We start from the raw sequence: 12,565 nt of genomic DNA, 5'->3' as shown, positions 1-12,565 counted from the left end.
CAATATTTTGTAAGACTATGGATGCCGGTCCATCCGGCCGCTGATTTGGAGGAGTTCGCGAATGCCTGTCTACAAGGCCCCGGTCACCGATACCCTGTTCATATTGAAGGACGTGCTTGGCATCGAGCGCTACAATAATCTTCCCGGTTTTGCCGATGCAACGCCGGAAATGATCGAGGCGATCGCCTCCGAAGCCGCCCGCCTGTCCGAGGAAGTTCTCTTCCCCGTCAACTATTCCGGCGATCAGGAAGGCTGCGTGCGCGCCGACGATGGCTCCGTGAAGACCCCCAAGGGTTTTAAGGAAGCCTATGACGCCTATTGTGAGGGTGGCTGGATCGGCCTTGCCGTGCCGGAGGAGTTTGGCGGTCAGGGCCTGCCCTACACGCTGCATGCCGCCGTCGGCGAATATACCTCCGCCGCCAACATGTCGCTGATGATGTATCCGGGCCTCACCCAGGGCGCGATTGCCGCGATCCTCGTGCATGGCAGCCAGGAACAGAAGCAGACCTATCTGCCGAAGATGGTCGAAGGCAAATGGTCGGGCACGATGAACCTGACGGAGCCGCATTGCGGCACCGATCTTGGCCTCCTGCGCACCAAGGCCGTGCCGAACGGTGACGGCACCTACAAGATCTCCGGCCAGAAGATCTTCATCTCCGCCGGCGAACACGACATGACGGACAACATCGTCCATCTGGTGCTTGCCCGCATCGAAGGCGCGCCCGCCGGCACCAAGGGTATCTCGCTCTTCATCGTGCCGAAATTCATGGTCAACGAGGACGGTTCGCTCGGCGAACGCAACACGGTCGTCTGTGGTGCCATCGAGCACAAGATGGGCATTCACGGAAATGCCACCTGCGTGATGAATTATGACGAGGCGACCGGTTACCTGATCGGCGCGGAGAACAAGGGCTTGAACGCCATGTTCGTCATGATGAACGAGGCCCGCCTCGGCGTCGGCCTGCAGGGTCTCGCGATTGCCGAAGTGGCCTACCAGAACGCCGTCGCCTATGCCAAGGACCGCATCCAGGGCCGCTCGCTTTCCGGTCCCAAGGCGCCGGAAAAGGCTGCCGACCCGATCATCGTGCATCCCGATATCCGCCGCACGCTGATGACGATCAAGGCCTTCAACGAAGCCGGCCGCGCCTTCATGCTGTGGACGGCGCTGAAGTCCGATATCGCCCACCGTTCGTCCGATGCCGCCGAACGCCAGTCGGCGGACGATCTGCTCGGTCTCGCCACGCCGATCCTCAAGGGCGTGATGACCGACAAGGGGTTTGACCATGCGGTCATGGCCCAGCAGGTCTATGGCGGCCACGGTTACATCGAAGAATGGGGCATGAGCCAGTATGTCCGCGATGCCCGCATCGCGATGATCTACGAAGGCGCCAACGGCATCCAGGCGCTCGATCTCGTCGGCCGCAAGCTGGCGCTGAACGGCGGCCGCGCCGTCATGGCAGCTTTCAAGGAGATCGGCGATTTCTGCGAGGAGAACCGCGCCAACGAGCAGATGGCGCCTTATACCAAGGCGCTCAAGAAGGGCTTGAACGATCTGCAGGCCTCCACCATGTGGTTCATGCAGAATGCCATGGCCAAACCCGACAATGCCGGCGCCGGCTCGACCGATTACATGCACCTCTTCGGCCTCGTCATGCTGGGTTACATGTGGGCCAAGATGGCGAAATCCGCCCAGGACCTCATCGCCGCCGGTGACGAGCGCGCCAATTTCTTGAACACCAAGCTTGTCACGGCGCGTTTCTACATGGACAAGATCATGCCCGAGACGGCACTGCGCAAGACCCGCATCGAAGCGGGCAGCGACACGCTGATGGAACTGGCCGCCGAGGCGTTTTGATTGCGGCATTGATCGACAAAAGTTATATGTATGTATAACTTTTTCGGAGGTGGAAATGGCAACGTCAACTTTGCGCAATGTCGGAGGGTCCGTGATGATGACCATCCCCAAGGCCGTTCTCGAAGAACTGGGCCTTTCGGCAAATACCAAGGTCGATGTGTCTGCGGAAGCGGGGCGGCTGATTGCCGTGCCGCGTGCGCGGCCGAAATACACGCTGGATGAGCTTCTGGCGCAGTGTGATCCCAATGCGCCTCTGTCCGACGAGGAGCTTGAATGGATGAATGATCCGCCCGTTGGCCGGGAGATCATCTGATGGAGCGGGGCGAGATCTGGCATGTCGATCTCGAACCGATCAAGGGCCGTGAACAGGCCGGATCGCGCTACGTACTGATTGTAACGCAGAAGGCCTTCAACGATCTCGGCACGCCCATCATCGTGCCGGTCACGACTGGCGGGCAATTTGCCCGTTTTCAGGGTTTTGCTGTTTCGTTGTCGGGTGCTGGCACACGAAGCTCCGGCGTCATCCTGTGCAACCAGCTACGGTCCCTCGATCTCAAGGCGCGCGGTGCGCGTTTTGTAGAGAGGGTACCCGATTTCATTCTCGACGAAGTTCTGGCACGGGTCAGTACATTCTTCGAGTAGCGAACGAGAGAAAGAGGGCGCCCTGTGCGCCCAAGGGAGAGAGACAATGACCGAAGTCTATATCTACGATCACGTGCGCACGCCGCGCGGGCGCGGCAAGAAGGATGGTTCCCTGCACGAGGTTCCCTCTGTCCGTCTGGCTGCGAAAACGCTGGAAGCCATCCGCGACCGCAACGGGCTCGACACCGCAACCGTCGATGACATCATCATGGGCTGCGTCGATCCGGTAATGGATGCCGGCGCGGTCATCCCGAAGGCCGCGGCCTTCGAGGCCGGTTACTCCACCAAGGCGCCCGGCATGCAGATCTCGCGCTTCTGCGCGTCCGGCCTCGATGCCGTGAATTTCGGCGCCGGCAAGGTCATGGCCGGCTCCGATGACATCGTCATTGCCGGTGGTGTCGAAAGCATGTCGCGCGTCGGCATGGGCATGTCCGGCGGCTCCTGGTACATGGACCCCTCCGTCAACTTCCCCGGTTATTTCATGCCGCAGGGTGTCTCGGCCGATCTCATCGCCACGAAATATGGCTTCTCCCGTGATGACGTGGATGCCTACGCCGTGGAAAGCCAGAAGCGCGCAGCCCATGCCTGGGAGAATGGTTATTTCTCCAAATCCGTCATTCCGGTGAAGGACCAGAACGGGCTCACCATCCTCGACCGCGACGAACACATGCGGCCCGAGACGAACATGCAGTCGCTGGCTTCCCTCAATCCCTCCTTCCAGATGCCGGGTGAAATGGGCGGTTTCGAAGCCGTCGGCCTGCAGGCGCATCCGGAGGTCGAGCGCATCACCTATGTCCACCATGCCGGCAATTCCTCCGGTATCGTCGATGGCGCCGCTGCCGTTCTCCTCGGCTCGAAGGCCGGTGGGGAAGCCATGGGGCTGAAACCCCGCGCCCGCATCAAGGCTTTCACCAATATCGGCTCGGATCCGGCCCTCATGCTCACCGGCCCGGTGGATGTCACCGAAAAGCTCCTGAAGCGCACCGGCATGTCGTTGAAGGACATCGATCTCTTCGAACTGAACGAAGCCTTCGCTGCCGTCGTCCTGCGCTACATGCAGGCCTTCGACATCGACCACGCCAAGATGAACGTCAATGGCGGCGCGATTGCCATGGGCCATCCGCTGGGCGCCACCGGTGCCATGATCCTCGGCACAGTTCTCGACGAGCTGGAGCGGCGTGATCTCAACACCGCGCTCGTCACCCTCTGCATCGGCGCCGGCATGGGCACGGCAACGGTCATCGAACGCGTTTGAGGGTTAAAGGATATGGGCCACTGGCAACGCCATCTTGAAAGCAATCGCGAGCATGTTCGGCGAGAGCAGCAGATGGCGGAAGATTATCAGGATAGCCTTCGCGTCACTCCGAAAGAGCATTCGCGAAAATTGCGAGCCGAAAATCGTCTTCTCTTGACGGGGCTTGCAGTTGTTCTGGTCGTCACTGCCTTGGCCCTAACCTTCTACTGACGCTCCAAGATTTTCAGGGAAGAGGAATCCCATCATGAGCACCTACAAGAATTTCACCGTCGAAACCGATGCAGACGGCATTGCGCTCGTCACCTGGGACATGCCCGACAAGTCGATGAACGTCTTCACCGTCGAGGTGATGCAGGAAATCGATGCCATCGTTGATGCGACCGTCAAGGACGAGGCCGTCAAGGGCGTTGTCTTCACCTCCGGCAAGGCCGCCTTTTCCGGCGGCGCCGATCTCACCATGATCCGCGGCATGTTCGATCTCCTGCAGCAGGAACAGGCGAAGAACCCGGACACGGCGATGCAGACGCTGTTTACCGAAGCCGGGCGTATGACCTGGCTGTGGCGCAAGATCGAGACCAACGGTAAGCCCTGGGTTGCCGCCATCAACGGCGTGTGCATGGGTGGCGCGCTGGAACTGTCGCTCGCCTGCCATGGTCGTGTTGTCTCGAATGCCAAGTCGGTCAAGCTCGCTTTGCCGGAAGTGAAAGTGGGCATCTTCCCCGGCGCCGGCGGCACACAGCGTGTGGCGCGCCTCGCCAACACGCAGGATGCCCTGCAGATGATGACGACGGGCCAGTCGCTGGCGCCTGCCCGCGCCAAGGCCATGAACCTCGTGCATCAGGTGGTGGAACCCGACCAGCTGATTCCAGCCGCCAAGCAGATGATCAAGGACGGGCTGAAACCCGTCGCGCCCTGGGATGAAAAGGGCTTCAAGGTGCCGGGCGGCGGCATCTGGACCCCGGCTGCCGCGCAATTGTGGCCGGCAGCGCCGGCGATCCTGCGCCGCGAAACCGCCGGCAATTATCCGGGCGCGCTTGCCATTCTGAAATGTGTCTATGAAGGCCTGCAGCTGCCGTTTGATACGGCCTTGAAGGTCGAGCAGCGTTATTTCACCCAGGTCCTGCGCACCACCGAAGCCTTCTCGATGATCCGCTCGCTGTTCATCTCCATGCAGGAACTCGGCAAGGGCGCCCGCCGCCCGGCCGGCGTCGAGAAAAAGAAGCTGACGAAGATCGGTGTCGTCGGTGCCGGTTTCATGGGTGCTTCCATCGCCTATGTCACGGCAGCCGCCGGCATTGCGGTCTCTCTCATTGACCGTGACGAAGAAGCCGCCGCCAAGGGCAAGGCCGTTTCGGAAAAGCTGGTGGCCGATAGTGTCGGTAAGGGACGGATGACCAAGGAAGACGGCGAGAAGCTGCTCTCCCTCATCACCCCGACCGCCGATTACTCCACGCTTTCGGATGTCTCGCTCGTTGTCGAAGCCGTCTTCGAAGACCGTCAGGTCAAGAAGGACGTGATCGAGAAGGTCGAGGCGGTACTGCCGGAAGGCGCAATCTTCGCCTCCAACACCTCGACCCTGCCGATCACCGGGCTGGCCAAGAACTCCAAGCGTCCGAAGCAGTTCATCGGCGTGCATTTCTTCTCGCCAGTCGAAAAGATGATGCTGACGGAGGTGATCCTGGGCGAAGAGACCGGTGATGAGGCGCTGGCCGTGGCACTCGATTACGTCGCCCAGATCAAGAAAACGCCGATCGTCGTCAACGATACGCGCGGTTTCTATGTCAACCGCTGCGTCTTCCGCTATATCAACGAAGCCTATGACATGCTGATCGAAGGCGTGCCGGCGGTGATGATTGAGAACGCCGCCAAGATGGCCGGCATGCCGGTCGGCCCGCTGTCGCTCAACGATGAAGTGGCCGTCGATCTGTCCCAGAAGATCATGAAGGCCTCGATTGCCGATCTCGGCGAAACCTCGGTCAAGCCGGAGCATATGGCGCTGGTCGACAAGCTCGTGAACGATCTGGATCGCCGCGGCCGCAAGAACGGCAAGGGCTTTTACGAATATCCGGCCAAACCCGCCAAGAAGTTCCTGTGGCCGGGCCTGAAAGACCTCTACCCGCAGAAGCCGGCAGCGGACGTGGATGTGAACGTGCTGAAACAGCGCCTTCTCGTCACCATTGCGCTGGAAGCCGCCCGCACCATGGAAGAGGGCATTGTCACCGATCCGCGCGAGGCCGATGTCGGCTCCATCCTCGGTTTCGGTTTCGCGCCTTATACCGGCGGCACGCTGTCTTACATCGACGGCATGGGGGTCAAGACCTTCGTGGCGCTCTGCGAGACGCTGGCCGCGCAGTATGGCGATCACTTCAAGCCGACGCCGCTGCTCCTCGACATGGCCGCCAAGGGCGATACCTTCTACACGCGGTTTGACCCCTACGGCGCAGCCCAGAAGGCCGCGTGAGCCTCTGGCTTCTGTCTGCTCAACACATCAACAGGTCCCTTTTCGGGGCCTGTTTTGTTTGTGCGGTCCGGGCCTCACGGGGGGTGTTGAAGCTTGCTGTCCATGGTGTCGTTTAAATCTAACAATAGATCGGATAATTTTTCTTTGATCCTGTAATCAAAGGACGAATTTCCACTTTCGTTCATCTTGGCGACAGCAGGATATGTGTAGAAATAGGGTCAACATCAGGCGCTTCGGGGAGAGGCGACGGATGTCCCGCCATTTCAACGACACCCGAGGGTACAATCTTGAAGAAGTTTATTGCTGCGGCTGCTTTGGCAGCCATGCTGTTTCCTGCTGCCTCCTTTGCCGCCATGAAGACGATTGCTTTCCCGAGCGATGCGCCGGTGGCCAGCATTGCCTTCCCGGAAAGCTGGGGCCCGGAAGAAACCGATACCGGCATCCAGGCAACCTCGGATGACGATGCGATCTACATCTCGATCGATGTCGCCGAGGGCGAAGGCACCGACAAGGCTGTCGACGAAGTCATCGCCTTCCTGGAGAAGAACGGCGTGTCTATCGATCCGGCCACCCAGAAGCAGTCGGAAGACACGATCAACGGCATGAAGATGGCCAATTTCGACTGGTCCGGCAAGGATAAGGACGGCCCGGTCAGCATCGGCCTCTCGCTGGTGTCGCCGAAGCCGAACAAGCTGCTCCTCATCACCTATTGGGGCACGAAGGGGGAACAGGAAAAGCATGCCGAAACGCTCGGCCAGATCATCACCTCGCTGAAGCCGGCCAACTGATTTCAGAGTGATCGCATGACGAGAGAGCCGCCGGCCGCCCCGGCGGCTCTTTTCGTTTCTTGTTTGTCCTATGACGACCAGTCTTGATGACTAGGCAGGGTCGATCATGCTGACGACTCTGGCGACAATTTCGTCGATGGTGGATGCGTCCAGCGTATCGACAAGTTTGGCAGATTTTTGTTTCACCCGTTCCACGATGTCGAGCGCTCTTACCTGATTGCAGAGAGCGACACCGGTCGTTTTGTGCCCTGAAATATTGACGGCGAGCCCAACATTCCGGGTGAAGGCGCCGCCAGTCGTAATGGGCACTGTCAGGCACATGCCGACCATGTTGATTTCACGAGGCGTGATCACGACGCAGCGGTGATGATCCCTCATTTCATGGCCCACAACGGGATTGAGATCGACGATGAAAACATCACCCCGGTTCGGAATGTTGCTCCTGACCATCAGAACACTTCGTTGCCGACCGGCGAGCTGACATTCCAGGAGGCCGCGTCCTTATTGAGGTCTGCCATTTCATCTGCTCCTTCAAGCAGTTCGGCCAGCGCGTACCTTTTCTTCCCCTGCTTCGGCGTCGCCACCAAAGACCCGTTACTCACAGCCAGCGTCAACTCCGCGCCGACTTCGACACCGAGCATCTTCAGAAGTGCGGGGGGAATGCTGAATACCGTCGCGCCGCCCTGGCGGCGAATTTTCACTGTATTGCTCATCGGCACGCCTCATGTTGTGCTACAAAAATAGCACGCCGTCCACGTGAAGCAAGAGGCCCTGGTCCGCTGAACGATGTTGCTGCGTGTCGAAGGGATCTGTCCGCTCATCCCCCAAGGTCGTCATCCTCGGGCTCGACCCGAGGATCCACCGCCAGCGCTCAAGGCGAAAGCTTCCACAGCGAGGACAATTTCCAGCCTCCCCCCTCGCAAAATCAAACCCTTGCCGCCTTTCTCATCCCCGCAGCCAAAACCTGTGCAGATAATCGTCTCGCCTCCGCTGCCGGAGTGTTTCGCGAGACGGTCGCGGGCAGGCGGGGCCGGTGCCTCATGGGCTGTCGTAACGTGCGGCGGGCGCATGAGGAGGTGAAGACCATGGCGGCGCGAATGCCTGGCCTATCAAGTCCTCCCCGGGCAGCCATGTCCGGTTCGGTTCAGCCGTGCAAGCATCGCAAAACCGGTGTGCAGCAGGACGAGGTTTTCATCTGTAGGGGCAGGGATGCCCCGAAAAGACACCGAAGGCCACGCAAGGGCGGAGCCATTTCTGTTTCCACTCACGGGCATTCGCCCTTGCGTGGCTTCTCCTTGCACCCGCGGCGGCGTGGCCGTTGGCGGAGTTTCGGCATGTCGAAAATGGGATCGAACCGGAAAGGAGACGATGACATGACCATGAGCAAAGCAGAGCGTGACGCCTATTTCTGGCTCTACGAAAACGCACCTTACATCAACGGCCTGAGCCAGGGCCAGTTTGACCGCCTGCCGGAGGACGAGAAGAACCGGCACACCCAGATCATCCTGCAGGTTCCGGCAACCGTGCTCGGTTACTGGAAGACCTGTGATCTTTCGGTCTGCCGCCGCGCCCGGCAATGCCGCGGTTTTCTGTCGAAGGCGCAGCAAGAGACGGGCAACTACAACCGCGCTTATCCGCCCTGCGCGGGTCTGCATGGCCGCAATCAGCCGGAGATGCTGGAGGCGCTGGAACAGTGCGACCATCTCCTCGATGCCGAGGCGCGCCCGCTCCTCGGCAAACACAAATCCCGTGCGTAAGCGCTTACGATCCGAGGAGCAGCCGCGCGGCCAGCGGCACGATGATCGAGGTGGCGATTGCGTTCAGGGCCATGGCCATGCCGGCAAACAGACCGGCGGTCGGGTCCACGTCATAGGCGCGTGCGGTGCCGATGCCGTGCGAGGTCAACCCCACGGCAAAACCGCGGGCGGCATAATCGCGAATGCCCATCCGGTTCATCATCGGGGTGACGATCAAAGCACCGGTAATCCCGGTCAGGATCACCAGCACGGCGGTCAGCGACGGGTTGCCGCCCAGCGAGGACGAGATCGCCATCGCAACGCCTGCGGTCGCCGATTTCGGCAGGAACGAAATCAGCACGTCGCGGGGCAGGCCGACAAGCCAGCCGAGCACCATGACCGACAGCACGGCGACGAGGGATCCGACGGCAAGCGCCACCCCGATCGGTGCCAGCACCTTCTTCACCTCGTCCCACTGCAGGTAAAGCGGAACCGCGATCGCCACCGTCGCCGGCCCAAGCAGGAAATGCACGAACTGTGCGCCGGCAAAGAATTTTTCGTAAGGGATGTGGAAGACCGTCATCACGATCGACAGGACAATGATCGAGGTCATGACCGGATTGACGAGCGGGTTGCGTTTCAGCCGGACGGAGAGTTCCACCGCACCGATCCAGGTGCAGACGGTCAGCGTCAGCCAGATCAGCGGCGAGGTGGAGAGATAGACCCAGAGATCGACGGGACTGCGCATCAGGCTCCCCACTTCTTGTCGAAATAACGACGGGCGGCGATGAAGGTCCACACCGTGATGGCAAGGGTAACGGCGGCCGACACAACAAGCACGATGGCAATCGGCGCTGCCTCGCTTTTGAGGACGCCCCAGAGCGATACGACGCCGACGCCGGCCGGCACGAACAGCAGGCCGAGATTGGTCAGCAAGGTATTGGCGGCGGCCTCCACCTGCGGGAACGGCGCATGCCCGGCGCGGCGGCCGATCTGCAGCACGACGAACAGAAGAACGAGCCCGACCACCGGCCCAGGAACAGGGATTTTGCTCAAAAAGACAAGGCTTTCGCCAATGAGCTGGAACATCAGAAGGGTCGCGATACCGCGCAACATGACAGAGTCTCCAAGGATTGTCTTGTCAGACCCTAGACCATGGTGGCGCGCCGGTCACGGCCCTTCCGCTTCATTGCGAACAGGCCGGTGTCAGGTGCATAAGAAGCTGCAAAGGTTGCAATTTTCGGATAAGCAGATGGCTTGTTGCTGCGGAAGGAAAGGTCTGCAATGCGGAACCACCGCGAGACGGCGCGAAAGAGACATGAAGCCGCCGAACGACGCTTGAGAGCCCCGCATCTGGCGGAGCGGGATAACCGTTTTGTGCAACTGCTCTCGCGGCTGCCGGCGTTCCGCTCAACGACCGAGATGCCGACGCGGCGCGAACTGACGGTGGCCTACCTGCTCTCGCTGCTGATCGAGGCCGTGGCGGTGGTCATCCGGTTCGTCATCGATGATTACCTTCCGCCGGGTTTCCCCTATCTGACGTTTTTCCCCGCCGTCATCCTGACCGGTTTCTGTTTCGGCATTTACCCCGCCCTGATGAACACCGTCATCTCGGCGCTGATCGCCTGGTGGTGGTTCATCACGCCGGGTGAAAATTTTGCCCTGACATTGCAATCCCTGACGGCGCTGCTGTTCTTTTTTCTCGTGATCGCGATCGATCTCGGGCTTCTGCAGCTTCTTCTGGCGGCCTATGCGGTCCAGGTGCGAGCGCGCAAGGAACTGGCGAGCACGCTCCAGCTCCAGCAGCTGGTTTCGGAGGAAGTGGACCATCGGATGAAGAACCTGCTGGCGACCACCAGCGGCCTCATTTCGCTCTCCCAGCGTCACGCGACGACACCGAAGGAACTGGGAAACCAGCTCCGCCAGCGAATCCAGGCAATGGGGCATTCGATCAATCTGCTGAGAGGCTCCTTGCACGGCGGCAAGGCCGATATGCGCGAGGCGATCCTCGCGGCCCTCGAGCCGCTGGGACTGGCCGAAGGCGAAAGGCTGTGTTTCGAAGGGCCGAAGCTGAACCTGAACGGGTCCACGATCATTTCGCTCAGCCTGATCTGCCATGAACTCGGCACCAATGCGCTGAAATACGGCGCCTTGTCGGTCGAAGGCGGTCGCATCAAGGTGTCCTGGCGCAAGTTCAGGCCCGCCTCCGAGGCCGGGGAAGAAGAGGACGAGCTTATCGAACTCGTCTGGCAGGAAATGAATGGGCCAAGGGTGGAACCGCCAAGCCGTCAGGGATTCGGCACGGAGCTCGTCACGCGCATGGCCTCGAGCTTCGGCGGTGGACCAAGTGAGCTCGATTATGCGCCCGATGGGCTCGTCGTGCGCCTCTTCATGCAAAGCGACAGCGTGCTCGCCAGTTGATCCGCCGCGGACCAGGAAACGGGAACGGCGCCCGCAGGCGCCGTTGAAGCATCATTGATCGGGCAAGATCACCGTTTGCCCGAGGCTGCAACCTTGACCGGTGTGGCCGTGCCCGTAGAGCCGCCGGTCAGCCACTTGTCCCGTTCGCGCCAGAGGGCGGGCAACGCCAGCAGCGCGATGCAGGATACCGCAATGGCGGTCTTGGCGACCTCCGACAGTTCCGGCGTACGGCCGTCGAGATAGTAGACCGCGTAGACGATGCCGACGTGCCAGACATAGACGTACAGCGAATGACGGCCAAGCAGCTGCAGGAATTTCAGCGACAGGACCCAGATGATGGCATTGGCAATCCGGCGCACCCAGAGCGCCTTGTGTTTCGGGCCGGCAATGATCATCCAGGTGAGCAGTGTGGCAGCCGCGACGAAGTTGATCAGATAGACCGGACCAAAATCCGCGCGGATTTCCATCGTCGCAAACTTGCCGATCAGCTCCGCCGGCATCAGCCCGTGCGCCGTCAGGATGCGCAGCGGCAGGAAGAAGGCGCAGATCAGCGCGCTGATCGTCGGGATGAAGGTATTCTGCGGCGAGAAGATACGGCCCCATTCGATCCGGTTGAGCGAGGTCATCGCACCCAGCACAAGGCCCGAATAGAAGACGATCTGCCAGCCGAGCAGGTTGAAGGAGACGCGGATGCCCTGGTCGTCCGGCCGCATGAAGAACTGGTTGATCGGCTCGGTCACCAGTTTCTGCAGGCCAAGCTGGCCGGCCATCCAGAGGATCAGCGATCCGGCCATCACATGCGCCCATTTGCCGTCGATCACCAGCTTCACCAGCATCGGCGCAAAGAGCATGTAGATGATGTATTGCGGCAGGATGTCCATGAAGGTCGGCTGGAAGACGAAACTCGCAATGGCGGCGAGCCTCAGCGGGTCGTCGAAGGTGGTGTAACCCAGCCAGTTGTACCAGATGTAATAGGCGCCCGGCAGCACCATTTGCGCCGCCAGAACGCACAGCACGATGCCGATCGCGTAACGATAGAGTTCGAAGGCGCGCGAATAGATGGCATTGCGCCCGGCCTCGTAGCCGCCTTTCGCCATCTTGCGCACATAGACCATACCGATCAGGAGACCGGACAGGAACACGAATCCCTGGGCATCTTCCACGAAAGCCAGCTGGTTGTGGTTGACTTGGACAAGCCAATAACCGCCGGCAAAGATCAGGTGGTTGATGAGCATGAAAACGAGGAAATAACCTCGCATCCCATCAATCAGATCATAGCGTTTCATCGGTCACGTCTCCATCGCTCGGACCGATGGCGTGACGCCGGTCCGTTCGTTCGCCTCGCGGGGCAGGATTTTCCTTGGCCATCAACGCGGCTTAAGCGGGGCGGTTCCCGCAGCGCAGGCT

Annotated in this window: 13 protein-coding genes; 8 read left to right on the top strand and 5 right to left on the bottom strand. The window is 60.5% G+C overall.

Going from position 1 to position 12,565, the window contains the following annotated elements; genetic code table 11:
* Window positions 1–61 precede the first annotated feature (61 nt).
* The 6 genes from OU993_RS04710 to OU993_RS04685 all read left to right on the top strand — a co-directional run bounded on the left by OU993_RS04710 (window position 62) and on the right by OU993_RS04685 (window position 7,001).
* Entirely contained in the window at window positions 62–1,855 is a 1,794-nt protein-coding gene (locus OU993_RS04710) for an acyl-CoA dehydrogenase C-terminal domain-containing protein (protein WP_268155086.1), read from the top strand.
* A 55-nt stretch (window positions 1,856–1,910) separates the two neighbouring features.
* Window positions 1,911–2,168, top strand: a complete 258-nt coding sequence (locus OU993_RS04705) for an AbrB/MazE/SpoVT family DNA-binding domain-containing protein (RefSeq protein ID WP_326493824.1) — start codon at window positions 1,911–1,913, stop codon at window positions 2,166–2,168.
* Complete coding sequence (locus OU993_RS04700; protein WP_268155084.1) at window positions 2,168–2,497, top strand: type II toxin-antitoxin system PemK/MazF family toxin; 330 nt, start codon at window positions 2,168–2,170, stop codon at window positions 2,495–2,497. The genes OU993_RS04705 and OU993_RS04700 overlap by 1 nt, the downstream gene beginning before the upstream one ends.
* 46 nt (window positions 2,498–2,543) lie before the next feature.
* Window positions 2,544–3,752, top strand: coding sequence for an acetyl-CoA C-acetyltransferase (locus OU993_RS04695; RefSeq protein WP_268155083.1), 1,209 nt, complete (start codon window positions 2,544–2,546; stop codon window positions 3,750–3,752).
* A 244-nt stretch (window positions 3,753–3,996) separates the two neighbouring features.
* The gene (locus tag OU993_RS04690) at window positions 3,997–6,213 is read left to right on the top strand and encodes a 3-hydroxyacyl-CoA dehydrogenase NAD-binding domain-containing protein (RefSeq protein WP_268155081.1); all 2,217 of its coding nucleotides are present in this window, start codon (window positions 3,997–3,999) and stop codon (window positions 6,211–6,213) included.
* 287 nt (window positions 6,214–6,500) lie between these two features.
* Window positions 6,501–7,001, top strand: a complete 501-nt coding sequence (locus OU993_RS04685; protein ID WP_268155080.1) for a histidine kinase — start codon at window positions 6,501–6,503, stop codon at window positions 6,999–7,001.
* Between the two features lie 90 nt (window positions 7,002–7,091).
* Here OU993_RS04685 and OU993_RS04680 read toward each other — a convergent pair whose 3' ends face one another.
* Window positions 7,092–7,451, bottom strand: coding sequence for a type II toxin-antitoxin system PemK/MazF family toxin (locus tag OU993_RS04680; protein WP_268155079.1), 360 nt, complete (start codon window positions 7,449–7,451; stop codon window positions 7,092–7,094).
* Window positions 7,451–7,714: an AbrB/MazE/SpoVT family DNA-binding domain-containing protein gene (locus tag OU993_RS04675; protein ID WP_268155077.1), complete on the bottom strand. Its 264-nt coding sequence runs from the start codon at window positions 7,712–7,714 to the stop codon at window positions 7,451–7,453. Before OU993_RS04675 ends, OU993_RS04680 begins: the two co-directional genes overlap by 1 nt.
* A 660-nt stretch (window positions 7,715–8,374) precedes the next feature.
* On the opposite strand from OU993_RS04675, the gene OU993_RS04670 reads away from it, so the two are divergent.
* Window positions 8,375–8,758, top strand: coding sequence for a hypothetical protein (locus OU993_RS04670; protein WP_268155076.1), 384 nt, complete (start codon window positions 8,375–8,377; stop codon window positions 8,756–8,758).
* A gap of 4 nt (window positions 8,759–8,762) precedes the next feature.
* Here OU993_RS04670 and OU993_RS04665 read toward each other — a convergent pair whose 3' ends face one another.
* Window positions 8,763–9,485, bottom strand: a complete 723-nt coding sequence (locus OU993_RS04665; protein ID WP_268155075.1) for an LrgB family protein — start codon at window positions 9,483–9,485, stop codon at window positions 8,763–8,765.
* Window positions 9,485–9,853 (bottom strand): CidA/LrgA family protein, encoded by a 369-nt coding sequence (locus OU993_RS04660; protein ID WP_268155074.1) that lies wholly within the window; start codon window positions 9,851–9,853, stop codon window positions 9,485–9,487. Before OU993_RS04660 ends, OU993_RS04665 begins: the two co-directional genes overlap by 1 nt.
* A gap of 168 nt (window positions 9,854–10,021) precedes the next feature.
* Between OU993_RS04660 and OU993_RS04655 the strand changes: the two genes are divergently transcribed.
* Entirely contained in the window at window positions 10,022–11,158 is a 1,137-nt protein-coding gene (locus OU993_RS04655; protein ID WP_268155073.1) for a sensor histidine kinase, read from the top strand.
* Window positions 11,159–11,226: 68 nt separating this feature from the next.
* On the opposite strand, the gene OU993_RS04650 is transcribed toward OU993_RS04655, so the two are convergent.
* The gene (locus tag OU993_RS04650) at window positions 11,227–12,444 is read right to left on the bottom strand and encodes an OpgC family protein (protein WP_268155072.1); all 1,218 of its coding nucleotides are present in this window, start codon (window positions 12,442–12,444) and stop codon (window positions 11,227–11,229) included.
* Window positions 12,445–12,565: the final 121 nt, after the last annotated feature.

Origin of the sequence: Rhizobium sp. SL86 (genome assembly GCF_026672545.1) — a bacterium.
GTDB lineage: Bacteria > Pseudomonadota > Alphaproteobacteria > Rhizobiales > Rhizobiaceae > Neorhizobium.
The sequence above is the reverse complement of the archived record's forward strand: the minus strand, read 5'-3'. Positions and strand labels throughout refer to the sequence as shown.

Bases quoted from the DNA above. Each gene is read 5' to 3' on its own strand.
- OU993_RS04710 (WP_268155086.1), top strand. From the start codon at position 62: ATGCCTGTCTACAAGGCCCCGGTCACCGATACCCTGTTCATATTGAAG.
- OU993_RS04705 (WP_326493824.1), top strand. From the start codon at position 1,911: ATGGCAACGTCAACTTTGCGCAATGTCGGAGGGTCCGTGATGATGACC.
- OU993_RS04700 (WP_268155084.1), top strand. From the start codon at position 2,168: ATGGAGCGGGGCGAGATCTGGCATGTCGATCTCGAACCGATCAAGGGC.
- OU993_RS04695 (WP_268155083.1), top strand. From the start codon at position 2,544: ATGACCGAAGTCTATATCTACGATCACGTGCGCACGCCGCGCGGGCGC.
- OU993_RS04690 (WP_268155081.1), top strand. From the start codon at position 3,997: ATGAGCACCTACAAGAATTTCACCGTCGAAACCGATGCAGACGGCATT.
- OU993_RS04680 (WP_268155079.1), bottom strand. From the start codon at position 7,451: ATGGTCAGGAGCAACATTCCGAACCGGGGTGATGTTTTCATCGTCGAT.
- OU993_RS04675 (WP_268155077.1), bottom strand. From the start codon at position 7,714: ATGAGCAATACAGTGAAAATTCGCCGCCAGGGCGGCGCGACGGTATTC.
- OU993_RS04670 (WP_268155076.1), top strand. From the start codon at position 8,375: ATGACCATGAGCAAAGCAGAGCGTGACGCCTATTTCTGGCTCTACGAA.
- OU993_RS04665 (WP_268155075.1), bottom strand. From the start codon at position 9,485: ATGCGCAGTCCCGTCGATCTCTGGGTCTATCTCTCCACCTCGCCGCTG.
- OU993_RS04660 (WP_268155074.1), bottom strand. From the start codon at position 9,853: ATGTTGCGCGGTATCGCGACCCTTCTGATGTTCCAGCTCATTGGCGAA.
- OU993_RS04655 (WP_268155073.1), top strand. From the start codon at position 10,022: ATGCGGAACCACCGCGAGACGGCGCGAAAGAGACATGAAGCCGCCGAA.
- OU993_RS04650 (WP_268155072.1), bottom strand. From the start codon at position 12,444: ATGAAACGCTATGATCTGATTGATGGGATGCGAGGTTATTTCCTCGTT.